Below are 17,680 nucleotides of genomic sequence, written 5' to 3' on the forward strand. Positions count from 1 at the left end.
TCGCGGCCCCGGAACATGACCAGCCTCTACGTCGACCGCAGAAATGTCGAACTCAAAGCCGATGGCGAAGCGCTCGTCTTCATCGAAAACGGCGAGCGGGTCGGCACCGTGCCGCTCCAGCCGCTCTCCCGCGTCTTTCTGCGCGGCGACATCAAGCTGAGCGCCAGCCTCCTCGGAAAACTCGGCGAGCATAACATCGGCGTCATCGTTCTTTCAGGGCGCAAGGGAACGCCCAGCCTGCTCCTCGGCCGCCCGCACAATGACGCCGCGCGACGGATCGCCCAATATCGCCTCTCGCTGGATGGCGACTATTGCCTCAAGTTTTCCCGGGCCATCGTTGCCGCGAAACTCTCCGGACAACTCGAACTGATCCGCGAACGCCGTACCAGCGACCTGATGCACCGCTACCCGCTCAGCGTCTGCGAAAAGAGAATCTCCGGCATGCTCGCCCGGGTCGATGCCCAGGAAAGCATTGCCACCTTGCGCGGCCTCGAAGGCGCGGCTGCCGCTGCCTATTTCGAAGCCCTCGCCGAAATCGTCCCGGCCAGCCTGAACTTTCACGGACGCAACCGCCAGCCGCCGCGTGACCCGCTCAACGCCGTCCTGTCGCTCACCTACACGCTGCTGCACGGCGAAGCCACACTTGCCCTGTATGGTGCCGGACTGGATCCGTTCATCGGGTTCTATCATTGCCTCGACTTTGGCCGTGAATCGCTCGCCTGCGATGTCATGGAAGTGCTGCGCCCGCAGGCCGACCGTTTTGCATTGATGCTGTTCCGCGACGGCACGCTCACCAGCGGCGACTTTTCCACTACCGAAAGCGGCTGCCTCCTCGGCAAGGCCGGCCGCGGCCGCTACTACGCCGCCTATGAAACGCGGGCCGAAACCTTCCGCCGCGAACTGGAGCAAGCCGTGCACGACATCGCGCACGCCGTCGCCGCCAACCCGGTGCTTCCTGTCCCCGGGGAAGGCGCATGAGCCGCGCCTGGATCATCGGCTACGACATCAGCGACCCGCGCCGCCTCGGCCGCGTACATCGGGCCATGGTCAATCGTGCCATGCCCATCGAATACAGCATCTTCCTGTTCATCGGCAACGAACGCCAGGTCGCCGAATGCCTTGCCACGGTCGACATGCTGATCGACGGCAAAACCGACGACGTGCGCTGCTACCCGTTGCCCTCCCGCGGGCTGCAGGAGCGTATCGGCCGCGCCACGCTGCCCGCAGGCATTCAATGGACCGGCCTGCCGGCAGCGCTCGCCTGCGCTTTCACCGGCAACGCGGCATAATCCGGCCATGCCACCCAAACGTATCCTGCTGGCGGTCACCGGCCTCTCACCGCAGATCGTCACCGAAACCCTCTATGCCCTGTGCGTTGCACAAGACCCCGCCTGGGTGCCCGATGAAATCCATCTCATCACCAGCCAGGAAGGCGCCGAACGCGCCCGGCTTTCCCTTCTCGACCCGACCGCCGGCCAGTTCCATGCGTTCTGTCGCGACTACCCGCAGGCCCTTGGCATCGCCTTCACCCCGGCGCACATTCACACCATCGCCGACCGCAACGGGAACCCGCTCTCCGACATCCGCACGCCTGAAGACAATGCACAGGCGGCGGATACGATCCATGCCCTGGTTAGCGAGTTCACCGCCGAGCCAGCCGGCGAACTCCATGTCTCGATTGCCGGTGGCCGCAAGACCATGGGCTTCTACCTCGGTTACTGTCTCTCGCTCGCCGCCCGGCCCCAGGACAAACTCTCGCACGTCCTTGTCTCCGACCCCTTCGAATCGCTGCCCGATTTCTACTACCCGCCCGCCGTGCCCTGCCTGCTGCACACTCGTGACGGCCGACCCATCCACACCGCCGACGCCCGCGTCATGCTCGCCGAAATCCCGTTTGTCCGTCTCCGCCCGCTGCTGCCGGCTGCCGCGCTGGCCACGCGACAAAGTTTCTCCGAGGCCGTCGCCGCCACCCAGGCGCATCTGGAAAAGCCGCAACTAAAAATCAATCTGGTGGGACGGCAAATTCATTGCGGTCGCCATGCCGTCAACCTGCCTCCGCAGTTGTTCGCGTGGTATGTCTGGCTTGCCCGACGCAACCGCGACGGCCTGCCACCAGTGCGCCACACCGACGCCGATCCGGGGGAATTTCTCGCCGCGTACGCGCAAGTGGTGGGCATTGACGCGGTCGACTACGAAAAAGCCGCCGAAATGCTGAAGAAGGAAAATGGCTTCAGCAAAGAGTTCTTTGAACAAAAGCGCGCCAAGATCAATCGCATCCTGAAAAACTCGCTGGGCCTCGCGGCCACGCCATACCTGATCGCCAGCCTCGGCCAGCGCCCGCTAACCCGTTACGGCTTGCTTTTGCAGGCGAATGAAATTCATTGGCAATGAAGATGGCAAGCTTGCCAGCATGATGACAGACGGGAAACTGGGGTATCGTTACGACTCAGGAATAATCCGATGCGCGAAATGGAACGCACCAGCAACGAGTCACGGCTTCACGCAATAGACGCCCGGGTTGAGGGGCGCAACATCACCCTACGACTGAGCAACGCCCAGCAGATCGTTTTTCCTGTAGATGACTTTCCGCTGCTGGCCTCGGCAAGCGCGGCACAGCTTGCACAAATCACCCTCCGGCTCAACGGCACCGCCCTGCGCTGGGAAGAGATTGACGAAGACATCTCGCTACGAGGCATCGTCACCCGTTACGGAAAAAAGAACATGATGCTGAAAAAAGAATTCAAGATTTGCCTCAACGCCCCGGCTTTTCTGGGCGATGCTGACCAAAAAGGCGTCTGGCGCACGCCGCCGATCAAGGCCATGTTGCGTGAATGGTGGCGGGTGGCGGCGGCACCTGAGCAGGGTTATCGCCATGAACAACTGCGCCAGAATGAAGGCAAGCTGTTTGGCAATGCGTGGCTGGATGATGATTTTTCCAAAAGCCTGGTGCGATTGGCACTGGAACATTGGCATGCAGGGAAAATGACCGCTTTGGACAACGATCCCAAAGTGACGCACCCGGAAGTCAAGTTTCCCGTTGGCAGTCAACTTTACCTTGGCTACGGCCCGCTCATTTTCCAGCAAGGCGTAAAGCTCAAAAACGGCGCAGCCCTGCAAGCCAATGAAACCAACACCCTCAGCCTTGCCTATCCGGACGACCCCACACAGAAAATAGAACAAACCCTGCAACTCATCGACTGGTTTGGCACGCTCGGCGGGCGTTCACGCAATGGCTGGGGTTCGCTCAGTTTGTCGGGACAAAGCACCTTAACCCGGCAACATGGCACGCTCACCGGCGTGCTGCGCCCCTTGGACGACTGCCTGAAACTCGATTGGCCACACGCCATCGGCCAGGACAGCGAAGGCCCGTTGATCTGGGAAAGCAGCGCGTCCTTCAGCGACTGGCAAGCGGCGATGAAGTTTCTGGCGCAAACCAAGATTGGGTTTCGGACGCAGGAAAGTATTTCATTCAAGAATGGCATTCCACACCCTAACGAAGGCAAGCGAAAAAACAACTGGCAGTTGCACCGCCAACCGGAGGAGCGTCACTTGCTTGCATATCCGGTTACGCACCATGAGGTTAGCAAACAGAGGCAACGTGGCGATGAGAAACCAGATTGGGGCGACGGGCGTCTCGTCAACCAACTCCGCTTCAAACTTTTCCGCGATGCAGCCGGCCAACTCCGCACCCGCATTTACCACACGCCGCACGCCTGCCCGTTGCCCACGACTATGAGTGCAGCCCAACAAGTCGCCGTCTGGCAAACCGTCCACCGTTGGCTAGACCAGCAAGCCACGCTCACCCGCCTCGGAGCCTGATCCATGAATCAAACCAATCCCTGGCTGGCCAAACTCGCCGCCTGGACGCACGACCCGGCAGAAAAATCCCTGGTCCTGATGCGTGACCCGGCCGGCCACGAAGGCGGCACGGTGCGCGAGCTTCGCAAAATCCTTTTCCCGCAAGGCATTCCGGCCGACATCAAGGCCGCCATGAAACGCGCCGACCATTGGGCCGCCGCCGCAGACCGCCCACAATTCGGCGGCAGCGGACGGCAAAGCTGGGCACAAGTCCGCTTTGAAGAACAGCCCGTGCTGATTCACCCCCTCTCCGGCGAAGAATTCGATCTGATAAAACTGGCTGACATCGACCCTGCCCACATCAAGGCGCTTTCAGGGCAACACTTTGATGAACTGATCGTCAGCGAGAACGGGGTTATCGACACCCGCAAAACCGCACTCAATTTCTGGCGCTTCGGCCCAGAACTCGACCAAAGCACCTTGCCGACGCTCTGGAAAATGCTCCCCGCCGATACCCGCGTACCCGACCACACCATCTGGTCGCACCTCGATTTATCCAGCGCCTTCGCCACCGCCTTTACCGCCGACGCCAACAACGACGCGGCCCTGCTCTCGATGAGTTTTGGCCCGGTGCAGGATTTTATCGCCGCCGCTCGCACCACCTCCGACCTGTGGGCCGGCTCGCACCTGCTGTCGCGCCTGGCTTGGGAGGGGCTGAAAGTCATCGCCACAGAAATCGGCCCGGATGCTGTGCTATTTCCACAACTGCGCGGCATCCCGCAAGTCGACCTCTGGCTGCGCGACACAATCGGCTTGCCCAAAGATCGTTTTGCCAAGGCCGAATGGGCCAACACCCCAACCGATGCCAACCCGCTCTTCATGGCGGCATTGCCCAATAAATTTGTCGCCATCGTCCCCGCTGATCAAGCCGCTGCGCTGGCCGACAAAGTCACCACCGCCGTCCGTCACTGGGTCAAAAACACAACCCAAGAAATGCTCAAGGAACTGCTGGAAAAAGCCAGCATCGCCTATACCCCAGATTTACCCTGCCACGCGCAGTTGACCGCGCAATTGGCCGGTTTCCCGGAAGTGCATTGGGCCAGCGTGCCGTTTTCCCTGATTACCGCCGACGCGGACGGCAAAGCGCTGGCTGAACAAAGCCAACTCGCCAAGGCCAGCCGCCCTTTCCTCGGCAACATTGACGCCCCCGGTTTTCTCGGCAGCGAAGTCTGGCGCGTACTGGCAAAAACCATTGAGATCGACGGCGCTCGTATTTTTACGCCAAACCCCGGCGTGCTCTACCCAGCCATTTACGACTTGCTCGACCGGGTTGCCGCAGCCGCCAAAGCCGTGCGCCCGTTCAGCCAAACCCGGCATGAAGGTTATCGCTGTGATCTGACCGGTGAAGCCGAATGGCTGACCACTGACCGCGCCCAACTCAGCTATGGCAAAACCGGGCGCAAAGACGCGCCAACCCTGTGGAACGCTGCCGCCAAAGCACTTCCTGGGCTATTTCGCAAAGGCGAACACCTTTCCGCCATCGCCATGCTCAAACGCCTGTGGCCACGTCAGTTTGTTTGCGAGATTTCAAGCGTTATCGGCAAAGACATGGGCCGTTACGTCATCTCCACGCACACGATGGCCTTAGCTACTTCGCTGGAAAAATGGATTGACGCGGACGGCGGCAAACTAGCCCCAAGCAATTTGCTCGAAGCCGCCAAAACGCCAACCGCCTTGCCGCTGCGCCTGATGCGCAAGCTGAGTGGGAAATGTGAAGCAACCCGCCAACTGGCCAAAGGCATTCCCGCCTGGCTGGACGATGACAACGACGACGATACGCAGCGCGAAACCAAGCAAAAGGAAATTGCCAAACTGCTGGGCTGCAAGCCTGAAGCCTATTACGCCTTTATCCTGCTCGACGGCGACAAAATGGGTGCCTGGCTGTCCGGCACCGAAGAAGACTACAACCTGCCCTACGCCAAAACCTGGCACCCAAAGATTCGGGCGGCCGCCCAAGGAAAATTCCCCCAACTCGACGCCTACTTGAAGGCCGATCGCGCCGTTTCCCCAGCCCGTCACATGGCGATTTCCGCCGCCCTTAACGACTTCGCCTTGCACATGGCGCGGCATGTCGTCGAAGACCTGTGCAAAGGCAAGTTGCTCTACGCCGGCGGTGACGACGTACTGGCGATGGTTTCGGTCGACGATCTGCTACGCTGTCTTTTCCTGCTGCGGCTGGCCTATTCCGGCATCTGGCCCGACGCGGAGGGCTTGGCCGAACTGCTGGGCGTCCTCGGCGAGCGCAAGATGGCGAAGCTCAAACGCGGCCACGCCCTGCTCGATAGCAAGATGGCGAAGCTCAAACACGGCCACGCCCTGCTCGATAACAAGCTGCTGCGGCTGATGGGCAACAAAGCTACCGCCTCGGCCGGTGCCGTGGTTGCCCACCACCAAGCGCCGCTGGCCAACGTGTTGCGCGAACTGCGCAAAACGGAAAAGCGCGCCAAGATGGAAGGCGGGCGCGATGCCTTTTCGATCAACCTGCTCAAACGCTCCGGCGGCGCCGTGCAACTTACGCTGCCCTGGCTCACGCCAGGCAGCACTTGGCCGACGGCACTTGAAGGCAACCTGACCGATACACCAATGGCCTTGCTGCTCAAGCTGCGCGACATCTTCAGCGGCAACACCTCGCGCAAGGCAGCCTACCTGACCCAAGGCTGGCTCACCGATCTCCCCACTACCCGGCAAATCGGCATGCAGCCTCTGCAAGCCATGATCGCTGCCAATCTTGAATATCAGCTCAAACGGCAAGGCGGCAAAGATAACGCCGAAGCCAATGCCGCCACCGCCCGCTTGCTGGTCGATACCGCCTCCCGTATCGCCGCCCAACGCAAAAGCGAACCGGCCCCGATCATCCGCGACCTGCTAGGCATTGCCGAATTCCTGGCCCGCGAAAGCCGCACCGGGAACATGGGAGAAATGGCATGAACACACTTTTTCTTGAACCGCACGACGTCCTTTACCTGCGCGGCAACAAACTCTTTGGCGACGCTGGCGCGCACGGTGAAGCCCTGATGCCGCCCTGGCCTTCAATGGCGGCAGGGGCGATTCGTTCGCGCCTGATGGCTGAAAATGAAACCGTGGAATCCCTGGCTGATTTTCGGCTCACGCACTTTGGCCTCGCCAGGCGCAACCCGGATGGCACGGCGGAGCCGCTCTGGCCGCTACCCGCCGATGTCATCGTCACCAGCGAAACACTGGATAACGCCACGTATTTCAAGCCGATGCCACTTGAAGGTGGCATTGCCAGCAGCTTCGCGCTGCCCTTGCTACCGGTGTTTGCTGCCGACAAACCCAGCAAACCGGAGAGCGGACTTTGGCTGAACGGGAAAGGCATTTCAGCCTGGTTATCCGGCTTGCCGATCACACAAGACCATCTGGTTCGTGCCAGCCAACTCTGGGCCTCCGACCCCCGCCTGGGGATTGCTTTGGATGCACAAAGACGAAGTGCCGCCGACGGCAAAATTTATACGACAGAAGCCATCGCGCTAGCCAAGAACGTTGGCTTCATCACCGCCAGCACCGGCCATTCAAGCCAACTCGCCAATGGCGACCTTGTACGTTTGGGCGGCGACGGCCGCGCTGCAACCGCACACATTGTCACGGTAGACACGCCGGAAACCGACTGGGATCGTATCGAAAAAGAAGGCCGCTTCCGTTTGTTGCTCACCACGCCGGGGATTTTTGCCGACGGCTGGCAACCGGAAGGCATTCCCGCCCATTTGGAAGCCGCGGCCGTTAGCCGGGCCGAAACCATTTCCGGCTGGGATGTACTCACCGGCAAACCCAAAGCCGCTCAACGCATCGCCCCCACCGGCAGCGTGTACTGGTTCGACAAGCTTGCCGACCTTCAGACGCTCAAAAATCTGGTTGATAATGGCCTTTCGCTAAACGACCCGACCCGCCGTGCCGAAGGCTTCAACCATTGCCGCATCGCCCCCTGGGTTTAAGGAGAACTGAACATGTACGCCCATAAATACGAAACAACGGTGAATGCTGACCATCACCTGAGTATTGATCTGCCCGCTTCGTTTCCGACTGGCCTGGCCGAGGTCATCGTCTTGGCAAAATCAGACCCGCAGAACCCTGTTCCCGCCGTAGAACCGCTGACACAACTGTTTACCTGGCTGGATACCCTCCCGCCCAGTGGGCGCTCGATCGAAGAAATCGAAGCACAGATTCGCGAAGAGCGTGACTCCTGGGGTGATTGAGCATGCAACTCTATCTGGACGCCTGCATCGTCATTCTCCTCGTCGAACGTCACCAGCAATATGAAAGCCAGATTCGTTCAGAACTCTCACAACGCCACGGTGCAAAGCTTTGCTGGACCGAACTCACCCGGATGGAAACCCGGGTCAAACCTCTACGTGAAAACATGCACCTGCTGCTCTCACATTTTGATCATTTCTATACGGAACCCGCAGCCAGCCGCATTGTTCTGGATCGGGAAGTTTTTGACATTGCGACAGAGTTACGCGCCAAACACGGGCTGAAAACACCGGATGCACTCCACCTTGCGGCCGCGCTACGCAGCGACTGTGCAGAATTCTGGACCAATGACCGCCACCTGGAAAAAGCTGCCGATGGCCGTATAGCCATCGTCACTTTCAACTGATTCCGCTTTCGGAGACTTTTATGTACCAAGCCCAAGCCGCCCTGTTTCTCTATGCCGTCAGCCCCGTCCACATGGGTGCAGGCACCGCCTTCGGCCTGATCGACAGCCCGATTCAGCGCGAACGCCATACCGAATACCCGCTATTCGCCGGTTCCGGCCTCAAGGGCGCCATCCGCCATCGCTTTGCCCAAATCTGGCCAAAGCAGGATGATCTACTTAACCGTCTGTTCGGGCCAGAAGGCGGCGAGCTTTACGCCGGCGCGGTCAGTTTTGGCGATGCCCAACTGGTCGTTTTCCCCGTGCGCTCTGCCAAGCGCGGTTACGTCTATGCCACCTGCCCGCTGGCTTTGGCTCGCGCCAACCGACTACTTGGCTTGCTCGGCAAGCCCAGCTTGCCAGCCAACAACGCCCAACCCGCCGAAGGCAAAGCCAGCGTGTGCGATGCCGGTTTACTGGATACCGACAAATTGGCTCTTGAAGCCTTTGAATACACCGCCGGCGAAACGGCGGAACTCAAGGCCGTTGCCGCCTGGCTCGCCGACAACGCGCTGCCACGAGGCGATGCGCACGCCTTTTTCCGCAACAAGATCAAGACCGATCTGGTGCTGCTCTCCGATGAAGATTTTGGCTACTTCGTCAAGAATGCCACGGTGGTTGAACCGCACGTCAAGATTGACGACAAAACCGGCACCGCCAAGGATGGCGGGCTGTTCTATGTCGAAAACCTGCCCCCGGAAAGCCTGCTGCTTGCCCCGCTGATGGCCAGCCAGGAACGTAGCGGCAAGCAGGAAACCCCGGCTGAAGCCGTCCTTAGCCATGTCATCCCCAACCTGGATGGCCAACTCGTCCAGATCGGCGGCGACGCCACCACCGGGCGTGGGCAAATTGTGATCACCGCGTTGAAATAAGGGGATGACGATGAGCACATTCAGCCTCAACAAGATGCCCGCGATGACACTCGAACAACGGCGTTCCCAATTTGCTTGGGATAGCGTTCAAGGGTGTAACAAGGATTACGTCAAACTAGCCAAATCGGCACCCGCACTGATCATGAACAACGGCCTGATGCAAACCTTGAGTTACTTGCAGGACAAAAAACACAGTGAACTGCTGAAACACCTGCGCGAATGGCTGGCAACCCGTTACCCAGAGCATTTTGGACAGGCCAAAGATTTCCAATCGTTAATTGGAAAATTACTCAAAGTGGACTCCTCGCAATACCGCCAAGCGACCGAAGAATCCTTGCTGCTCCTGCGCTGGATTCGCCAGTTTGCCGCCGCTTTAGGGGCTTGACCGTGACCATTGCCACGCCCAATTATCTGCATACCCAGATCAGTGATGCCGCCCCCGGCCACCGCTTCAGCCTCTACTACGCCGGATGGGATGAGAATTTCAGCAAGCTGAGTACCGGGGCAGCTCAAACACTGAAAACCACAATTTGCCCGCTCCCCCAACACAGCCGCCAATTGCTCGAATCAATCGAGGCACGGCAAGCCGCTCTGGCCGCTGGCAACCTCAATATTTTTAGCTACCCCGCCATCGCCAGCGCGCCTTTTGCCACCGGCCTCGGCAACGAGCACCCGCTGGAAAACGGTTTTTCTTTTCTTTCACCTTACGGCCTGCCCTACCTGCCCGGCTCAGGCGTTAAAGGCGTGATCCGCAAAGCCGCAGAAGAACTCGCCAGTGGTGAATGGGGCGAAAGCGAGGGCTGGAGCGAAGAAATCATCCGCGCCCTGTTTGGCCCCGGCGAAGACGACGAAACCCGTGACAGCAACCCGCGGCAAGGCGCCTTGCGTTTCTGGGATGTTTTCCCAGCCCCGGAACAATCCGCCAAAAACGACAAGCCCCTGCTGACCGTCGAAATCATGACCCCCCATCTGGGCAAGTATTACCAGGGCGACGCCACGCCGAATACCAGCCTGACGCCCACCCCCATTTCTTTTCTTGCGGTTACCGCCAAAGCGCGCTTTGCCTTTTATGTGGAATGCAACCCGGCCTTTCTGACGCCCGCCCAACAGAAAAGCTGGCAAGCCTTGATTCAATCCGCCTTTGAACACGCCGGAAAATGGCTGGGTTTCGGGGCCAAGACGGCGGTCGGCTATGGCCGGATGACGCTCGATGAAAGGGCTCAGGAAGCGGCTGAAAAATTAGCCACCGAGAAAGCCGAAAAACAGCAAAAAGAAGACCAGGCCGCGCAGAAACAAGCCGAGCTGGAGCAACTTTCGCCGTTTGACCGCAGCGTCCAGGAAGTGCTGGATGCAAAGCCCAGAGATCAATCCGAACTTAAAGCCTTGTTTAACGCCTTGAAGGGCAAACGCTGGGCAGGCGAAGAAGCCCGGAACGTTGCCGAACGGCTTCAGGCCATGATGAAAGCCAGCAACCAGTGGCGCGAAAAATCCGAGAAGAAAAGGCCGGAAAAAGACGAGCCGTATCAAATGACCCTCACCGTGAAATCATTCCTGGAAATCTCATGAGTGAAGAAAGGCCACCAGCCCTGCCGCCAGAGACCGTTGAAGAAGCAAGCGAACACCTTGACCTGCAAGCGGCTCAACAACCCGTCATGGCAAAGATTTGGGATAACGACCTGGACGCAGCCTGGGACGACACCCCATGACCACCTGGTTCATCACCCGCCACCCCGGCGCCCGGCAATGGGCGCTGGAGCGCGGCCTGCACATCGATCGCCACTGCGTCCATCTCGAACCGGCGCTGATCGAAGCCGGCGACACCGTCATCGGCTCACTGCCCGTGCATCTGGCTGCCGCGGTTTGCGAACGTGGCGCCCGCTACGTCAATCTTTCCCTCGATCTGCCGGCGCACGCCCGCGGGCGCGAGCTGTCGACCGCAGAACTTGCCGCCTTCAATGCCCGCCTAGAGGCTTTCACGGTCAACGCCGAAAAACCCGGGAAAACCGCGGCATGAGCACACTGATTACCTTCCTTGGCAAAGGCCAGGCCCACGACGGCGGCTACCGCAAGGCCTGCTATTGCTTTGCCGACGATCAAACACGCGAAACCTCGTATTTCGGTCTCGCCCTGGCCGACGTGGAAAATGTCGCAACCGTGCGCATCCTCGGCACCTCCGGCAGCATGTGGGACGCCCTGATTCTCGAACAAGGCGACACCCAGGGCGAAGACGAGCGCTGGGAAGAACTCGCCAGCGCCGTGGCCGCCGACCGGGTCGACCAGCCATTGCTTGATGCCGTCGAGCGCATGCTGAACCGGAACGATCAACGCAAATTCGAGTTGCGCCTGATTCCTTATGGCGTCAATGACGAAGAACAGGTCGCCATTCTCCTCGCCATTACCCAGAACCTTCCACGCGACCAGGGCATCATTCTCGACATCACGCACGCGCTGCGCCACCTGCCCATGCTCGGGCTGCTCTCCGTTTTCTACCTCCGGGCAGTCACCAAAATCCGCATTGATGCCATCTATTACGGCGCCCTGGAACAAACCCAGGATAACCGGACCCCCGTACTCAGGCTCGATGGCTTGCTCAAGCTCTACGAGTGGATCCGCGCCCTCGAAAACTTCAACAAGGATGGCGATTACGGCGCCTTTCGGTCGCTCTTCAACGACGAGAAACTCCCCGGCGACCTGCTCGCCGAAGCCGCCTTCCTCGAGCGCGTCGCCAACGCCTCGCTCGGCAGCCAGAAACTGACATCCGCCATGCAGAAAATCGATGCCGGTGCGGCGATGAGCGCCGCCGGCAAGCTCTTCCTGCCGCTGCTCAATCAACGCACCGAATGGCGCAAAGGCAAGGATCGTGCAGAGCGCGAACGGCGGCTGGCTATCGACTACCTTGGCCGCGCCGACTACCTGCGCGCCGCGCAGTTTGGCTATGAATCGTTTATTTCGGCGCAGACGCGCGGTGACCTGAACGAGTACGAAGCCCGCAAGGAAGCGGATACTTACCTGAGCGAAAAGGCCAAGGCACTGACCACGGAGTCACCGGAAAACTTCTCGACCCTGAAAAACCTGCGCAATGCCCTTGCCCACGGCACCATGGACAGCAACCAGGGCAAGAGCGCCGCGTTTATCAAGAAACTCACCAGCCACGAAAGCGAATTGCGCAAATGGCTGGAAAAAGCCCTGCGTTAATCCTGACCATGCTCCCCCTCGCCCGCTACCGCTTCCACGTGCGCGCCACGACGCCACTGAACCTGCCCGAATGGCCCGGTTCCGCGCTGCGCGGCGCGTTCGGGCATGCGCTGCGCAAACTTGCCTGCATGACGCGGCAAAAGGAATGCTCGGGCTGCCCGCTGCACGGCACCTGCCCCTACCCGGCAATTTTTGCCCCGCCGCCGGTTGCCCATCGCCTGCAAAACTTCAGCCAGCCGCCCGCCCCCTACGTCATCGAACCCGCTGGCTGGGGCGCGCGACACCTGGCCACGGGAGAAAGCCATTACTTCGACATGGTGCTCGTCGGCCGCGCCCTGCGCGAACTCCCGCTCATCGCGCTCGCCTGGCGGCATGCCCTGCACAGCGGCATCGGCCCCGGCGACGGCCGGGCCGAACTGGCCGCCATCGGCCAGCTTGCCCTCGACGGCAGCGAACACACTATCTACACCCCGGAATCCGGCAACTTCATGGAACATGAAACAGCCGCCCCGCAACCCCCCGCCGGCGTCGACCGGATCACCCTTGATCTGCTCAGCCCGCTGCGCCTGCAGGAAAACGGGCGCGCGCTGCCACCCAACCGCCTCACCGCGGAAGTCCTGCTCATGGCCAGCGTCCGGCGGGCCAGCCTGATGGCCGAATTCCACGGCATGGGCGCCCCCAGCTGGGATTTTTTGGCGCTCAAAATCGCGGCTGCCGCGGTCGACGGCGAAAAACAGCTCAAATGGCAGGACTGGACGCGCCGCTCCTCGCGCCAGCAGAAACTCATGCAACTGGGCGGCGTCGTGGGTCGCTGGACGCTGCGCGGCAACCTCGCCCCCTTCATTCCCGCCCTGCACCTCGGCCAATGGCTGCACCTCGGCAAGGAAACCGTTTTCGGCCTCGGACGCTACGTGCTGACACACAAGCCCGCGCCTTCTCCGGAAGACCCGGAACGCAGCCGCCAGGCCCTTGATTTGCAAAATGAAGTTGATGTACCGCAGTAACAATCCAGCCCTGAAATAAAAGGGATTAAGACCTGAAAAGCCGCCTGACATTGACACTGCCCACAGTAACAATCCAGCCCTGAAATAAAAGGGATTAAGACCGGTAAGGCGAGCGCGTTGCGCGGCGTTGCCAACGTAACAATCCAGCCCTGAAATAAAAGGGATTAAGACTTGACTCGCCATCAACGTAGTCTAGCCAATACTGTAACAATCCAGCCCTGAAATAAAAGGGATTAAGACCCGGATTGAAGCCGGACCCAGATTCGTTCACCGTAACAATCCAGCCCTGAAATAAAAGGGATTAAGACTTGACCAGCAGACGGAGTTGCGAACGGTTTAGGTAACAATCCAGCCCTGAAATAAAAGGGATTAAGACAACTTCGGCGGCCGGTGCGCTGGCCGCTTTTTAGTAACAATCCAGCCCTGAAATAAAAGGGATTAAGACGGAGTATCCTTGATAATCACAGTCCCAGTGGTAACGTAACAATCCAGCCCTGAAATAAAAGGGATTAAGACGCCGACGCCTCGCGTAACACCACACTCACCATTTGTAACAATCCAGCCCTGAAATAAAAGGGATTAAGACGCGCGCTCTCGGGCGTCTGCGGGTAGGGAAGCGGGTAACAATCCAGCCCTGAAATAAAAGGGATTAAGACCGAGTTGTTCGCTCTTGTGGGCAAGCAGCCTTTGGTAACAATCCAGCCCTGAAATAAAAGGGATTAAGACAAGCTTTCTCTGGCGAGCTTGTGCAGCTCCTTGGGTAACAATCCAGCCCTGAAATAAAAGGGATTAAGACGGCATTGCCACCGGTTTGCGGCCGGCGGTCATGTAACAATCCAGCCCTGAAATAAAAGGGATTAAGACATATTGGCCGGCTTGTTCTTGTAGAAGCGGCTGTAGTAACAATCCAGCCCTGAAATAAAAGGGATTAAGACCGTTGTGGTTTCACGGATACATCCCTCAGTTGGGTAACAATCCAGCCCTGAAATAAAAGGGATTAAGACCGGGGATGCCGAAGCGGTCGCGCAGGGCAGTAAGTAACAATCCAGCCCTGAAATAAAAGGGATTAAGACACTCTGTTCGATCTCCGCATCCAGCGTGACGGAGTAACAATCCAGCCCTGAAATAAAAGGGATTAAGACCGGGCGCCAGCGCAGTCTCGCGAATTCAGTGCCGTAACAATCCAGCCCTGAAATAAAAGGGATTAAGACGGAATTGTTCTCAACCTTGTCGACGTAGCTCGGTAACAATCCAGCCCTGAAATAAAAGGGATTAAGACCTTGTGCGTAGTGTAGCCCTTGCCTCCGTAGTGTAACAATCCAGCCCTGAAATAAAAGGGATTAAGACATATTACCTGGCAGCTTTATTCCGTTCGGACCGTAACAATCCAGCCCTGAAATAAAAGGGATTAAGACAACGGAGCGTCGAGGCACCCTTCATAGCGCGCCGTGGCGTTGGCGCAATATAATGTCATGCACTGCCCTGTGGTGGGGTTTTGAAGCGAAAGAGGACTTCAGATGGCAGCAAAGACCAGGATAGACGACAGCCCGGCGAAGGTGAAATACCGCTACCGGGTGAAGAACTGGGCGGAATACGACCGTGCGCTGGTCAATCGCGGCAACCTGACGATCTGGTTTGACGAGGACAGCGTGGCCAAGACCTGGAAGCCGCCGCGTCCGGTGGGTCGAGGCAAACCGGGCACGTACTCGGAGGTCGCGATTCAAACCTGCCTGACGCTCAAGACCCTGTTCCGTCTGCCCTATCGGGCGACCGAAGGTCTGCTCAAATCGCTGATGCGCCTGTGTGCGCTGGACCTGCCGGTGCCGGACCACACCCACATGTCGCGCCGGGCGGCGACGCTGGAAGTCAAGATTCCCCGGCGTCCGAGAGTTGGCGCCACGCATGTCGTGGTCGACTCGACCGGGCTGAAGATATTCGGGGAAGGCGAATGGAAGGTTCGCCAACACGGTGTCGGCAAACGCCGCACTTGGCGCAAGATTCACCTGGCCGTCGATGAGACGGCCAAGGACATCATCGGGATTGAAGTGACGACGGCGGACTGGCACGACAGCGAAGTCTTCCCTGATCTGTTGGCACAAGTCGACGGTGACGTCGGTCAAGTCTCGGCGGATGGCGCCTACGATACCGAAGGGACGCACGCCGCCATTCGTCAGCGGGAAGCCAGGGTAACGATTCCGCCTCGCGAGGGTGCTGTGCTTTGGGGGAATGACCATCCGCGCGATGCCCTCCTGGCCGAGATCGAAACCCAAGGGCGAGCGGGATGGAAGGAAGCCTCCGGCTACCACCGACGCAGCATTGCCGAAAACATGATGTATCGGCTCAAGCAATTGGGCGGTCGACTCTTCTCCCGCGAGTTTGACCGGCAGGTTGCCGAGAGCCATGTTCGAGTGGCAATCATCAACCAGTTCACCTACCTCGGCATGCCGAAATCCGTCCGCGCTGGGCAAATTGCGCCTGCGGCATGAATCAGGATGGGGATAGGGGGAATTCATACTGAAAATCGCGAAAGCAAGCCATTGTTATATAAGCGATGCCTAATAGTGCACCAACGCCGCGCGCCGTAACAATCCAGCCCTGAAATAAAAGGGATTAAGACGGACCAACTCCATATATTTCCCTGGCGTGCCACGTAACAATCCAGCCCTGAAATAAAAGGGATTAAGACCACGATCGGCGCCGTTGTAGACATTCTTCATTCGTAACAATCCAGCCCTGAAATAAAAGGGATTAAGACTCCGTCATGCTCCATTAGTCAAGAAGTTTTAAACGTAACAATCCAGCCCTGAAATAAAAGGGATTAAGACTTTCCTGGCAGCTTTATTCCATTCGGCCCTGGGTAACAATCCAGCCCTGAAATAAAAGGGATTAAGACGGCAACCGCGAGCGTTACCTCGCGGCTTTGCCTGTAACAATCCAGCCCTGAAATAAAAGGGATTAAGACCAATTGCCGCACTGCATCCGCTGCGCTGAAGGTAACAATCCAGCCCTGAAATAAAAGGGATTAAGACCTCCCGTCCATACGGGATATGCGCTTGAAGCGGCGTTGGCGCAATATAATGTCATGCACTGCCCTGTGGTGGGGTTTTGAAGCGAAAGAGGACTTCAGATGGCAGCAAAGACCAGGATAGACGACAGCCCGGCGAAGGTGAAATACCGCTACCGGGTGAAGAACTGGGCGGAATACGACCGTGCGCTGGTCAATCGCGGCAACCTGACGATCTGGTTTGACGAGGACAGCGTGGCCAAGACCTGGAAGCCGCCGCGTCCGGTGGGTCGAGGCAAACCGGGCACGTACTCGGAGGTCGCGATTCAAACCTGCCTGACGCTCAAGACCCTGTTCCGTCTGCCCTATCGGGCGACCGAAGGTCTGCTCAAATCGCTGATGCGCCTGTGTGCGCTGGACCTGCCGGTGCCGGACCACACCCACATGTCGCGCCGGGCGGCGACGCTGGAAGTCAAGATTCCCCGGCGTCCGAGAGTTGGCGCCACGCATGTCGTGGTCGACTCGACCGGGCTGAAGATATTCGGGGAAGGCGAATGGAAGGTTCGCCAACACGGTGTCGGCAAACGCCGCACTTGGCGCAAGATTCACCTGGCCGTCGATGAGACGGCCAAGGACATCATCGGGATTGAAGTGACGACGGCGGACTGGCACGACAGCGAAGTCTTCCCTGATCTGTTGGCACAAGTCGACGGTGACGTCGGTCAAGTCTCGGCGGATGGCGCCTACGATACCGAAGGGACGCACGCCGCCATTCGTCAGCGGGAAGCCAGGGTAACGATTCCGCCTCGCGAGGGTGCTGTGCTTTGGGGGAATGACCATCCGCGCGATGCCCTCCTGGCCGAGATCGAAACCCAAGGGCGAGCGGGATGGAAGGAAGCCTCCGGCTACCACCGACGCAGCATTGCCGAAAACATGATGTATCGGCTCAAGCAATTGGGCGGTCGACTCTTCTCCCGCGAGTTTGACCGGCAGGTTGCCGAGAGCCATGTTCGAGTGGCAATCATCAACCAGTTCACCTACCTCGGCATGCCGAAATCCGTCCGCGCTGGGCAAATTGCGCCTGCGGCATGAATCA

At 59.0% G+C, this 17,680-nt stretch carries 16 protein-coding genes, 1 pseudogene and 2 CRISPR repeat arrays; all 17 genes and pseudogenes read left to right on the plus strand.

Translation table 11 applies throughout. The annotated features are described in order from the left end of the window. The first annotated feature begins 15 nt into the window (after positions 1-15). The 17 genes and pseudogenes from cas1 to IPP03_04540 all read left to right on the plus strand — a co-directional run bounded on the left by cas1 (position 16) and on the right by IPP03_04540 (position 17,676). Positions 16-978 carry a CRISPR-associated endonuclease Cas1 gene (cas1, locus tag IPP03_04460; GenBank protein MBL0351948.1) on the plus strand — a complete coding sequence of 321 codons (963 nt, stop codon included), beginning with the start codon at positions 16-18 and terminating at the stop codon, positions 976-978. Continuing rightward, complete coding sequence (locus IPP03_04465) at positions 975-1,289, plus strand: CRISPR-associated endonuclease Cas2 (protein MBL0351949.1); 315 nt, start codon at positions 975-977, stop codon at positions 1,287-1,289. Before cas1 ends, IPP03_04465 begins: the two co-directional genes overlap by 4 nt. A 7-nt stretch (positions 1,290-1,296) precedes the next feature. Beyond that, complete coding sequence (locus tag IPP03_04470; GenBank protein MBL0351950.1) at positions 1,297-2,391, plus strand: TIGR02584 family CRISPR-associated protein; 1,095 nt, start codon at positions 1,297-1,299, stop codon at positions 2,389-2,391. Between the two features lie 78 nt (positions 2,392-2,469). Then, positions 2,470-3,819 (plus strand): DUF2442 domain-containing protein, encoded by a 1,350-nt coding sequence (locus IPP03_04475; GenBank protein MBL0351951.1) that lies wholly within the window; start codon positions 2,470-2,472, stop codon positions 3,817-3,819. Positions 3,820-3,822: 3 nt separating this feature from the next. Then, complete coding sequence (gene cas10 / locus IPP03_04480; protein ID MBL0351952.1) at positions 3,823-6,786, plus strand: type III-B CRISPR-associated protein Cas10/Cmr2; 2,964 nt, start codon at positions 3,823-3,825, stop codon at positions 6,784-6,786. Then, positions 6,783-7,808, plus strand: coding sequence for a type III-B CRISPR module-associated protein Cmr3 (locus tag IPP03_04485; protein MBL0351953.1), 1,026 nt, complete (start codon positions 6,783-6,785; stop codon positions 7,806-7,808). Before cas10 ends, IPP03_04485 begins: the two co-directional genes overlap by 4 nt. Before the next feature lie 12 nt (positions 7,809-7,820). Continuing rightward, positions 7,821-8,069 (plus strand): hypothetical protein, encoded by a 249-nt coding sequence (locus IPP03_04490; GenBank protein ID MBL0351954.1) that lies wholly within the window; start codon positions 7,821-7,823, stop codon positions 8,067-8,069. Positions 8,070-8,071: 2 nt separating this feature from the next. After that, the gene (locus IPP03_04495; protein MBL0351955.1) at positions 8,072-8,473 is read left to right on the plus strand and encodes a PIN domain-containing protein; all 402 of its coding nucleotides are present in this window, start codon (positions 8,072-8,074) and stop codon (positions 8,471-8,473) included. 20 nt (positions 8,474-8,493) lie between these two features. Beyond that, positions 8,494-9,381, plus strand: coding sequence for a type III-B CRISPR module RAMP protein Cmr4 (gene cmr4 / locus IPP03_04500; protein MBL0351956.1), 888 nt, complete (start codon positions 8,494-8,496; stop codon positions 9,379-9,381). A gap of 10 nt (positions 9,382-9,391) precedes the next feature. Beyond that, positions 9,392-9,766, plus strand: coding sequence for a type III-B CRISPR module-associated protein Cmr5 (gene cmr5, locus IPP03_04505; GenBank protein MBL0351957.1), 375 nt, complete (start codon positions 9,392-9,394; stop codon positions 9,764-9,766). Positions 9,767-9,768: 2 nt separating this feature from the next. After that, entirely contained in the window at positions 9,769-10,947 is a 1,179-nt protein-coding gene (gene cmr6 / locus IPP03_04510) for a type III-B CRISPR module RAMP protein Cmr6 (protein ID MBL0351958.1), read from the plus strand. Next, positions 10,944-11,087: a hypothetical protein gene (locus IPP03_04515; GenBank protein MBL0351959.1), complete on the plus strand. Its 144-nt coding sequence runs from the start codon at positions 10,944-10,946 to the stop codon at positions 11,085-11,087. The genes cmr6 and IPP03_04515 overlap by 4 nt, the downstream gene beginning before the upstream one ends. Next, a complete protein-coding gene (gene csx16 / locus IPP03_04520; protein ID MBL0351960.1) occupies positions 11,084-11,395 on the plus strand; it encodes a CRISPR-associated protein Csx16 in 312 nt (103 codons plus the stop codon). Before IPP03_04515 ends, csx16 begins: the two co-directional genes overlap by 4 nt. Next, a complete protein-coding gene (locus tag IPP03_04525; protein ID MBL0351961.1) occupies positions 11,392-12,576 on the plus strand; it encodes a TIGR02221 family CRISPR-associated protein in 1,185 nt (394 codons plus the stop codon). The genes csx16 and IPP03_04525 overlap by 4 nt, the downstream gene beginning before the upstream one ends. Further along, a pseudogene (cas6, locus tag IPP03_04530) lies at positions 12,552-13,493 on the plus strand (CRISPR system precrRNA processing endoribonuclease RAMP protein Cas6). The gene IPP03_04525 and the pseudogene cas6 overlap by 25 nt, the downstream one beginning before the upstream one ends. Before the next feature lie 83 nt (positions 13,494-13,576). Then, positions 13,577-14,995: direct repeats of the CRISPR family, unit length 36 nt; unit sequence GTAACAATCCAGCCCTGAAATAAAAGGGATTAAGAC. 102 nt (positions 14,996-15,097) lie between these two features. Further along, a complete protein-coding gene (locus tag IPP03_04535) occupies positions 15,098-16,066 on the plus strand; it encodes an IS5 family transposase (GenBank protein ID MBL0351962.1) in 969 nt (322 codons plus the stop codon). A 95-nt stretch (positions 16,067-16,161) separates the two neighbouring features. Beyond that, positions 16,162-16,609: direct repeats of the CRISPR family, unit length 36 nt; unit sequence GTAACAATCCAGCCCTGAAATAAAAGGGATTAAGAC. Positions 16,610-16,707: 98 nt separating this feature from the next. After that, positions 16,708-17,676 carry an IS5 family transposase gene (locus IPP03_04540; GenBank protein MBL0351963.1) on the plus strand — a complete coding sequence of 323 codons (969 nt, stop codon included), beginning with the start codon at positions 16,708-16,710 and terminating at the stop codon, positions 17,674-17,676. The last annotated feature ends 4 nt before the right edge of the window (positions 17,677-17,680 follow it).

This window comes from Candidatus Dechloromonas phosphoritropha (assembly GCA_016722705.1).
Lineage (GTDB): Bacteria > Pseudomonadota > Gammaproteobacteria > Burkholderiales > Rhodocyclaceae > Azonexus > Azonexus phosphoritrophus.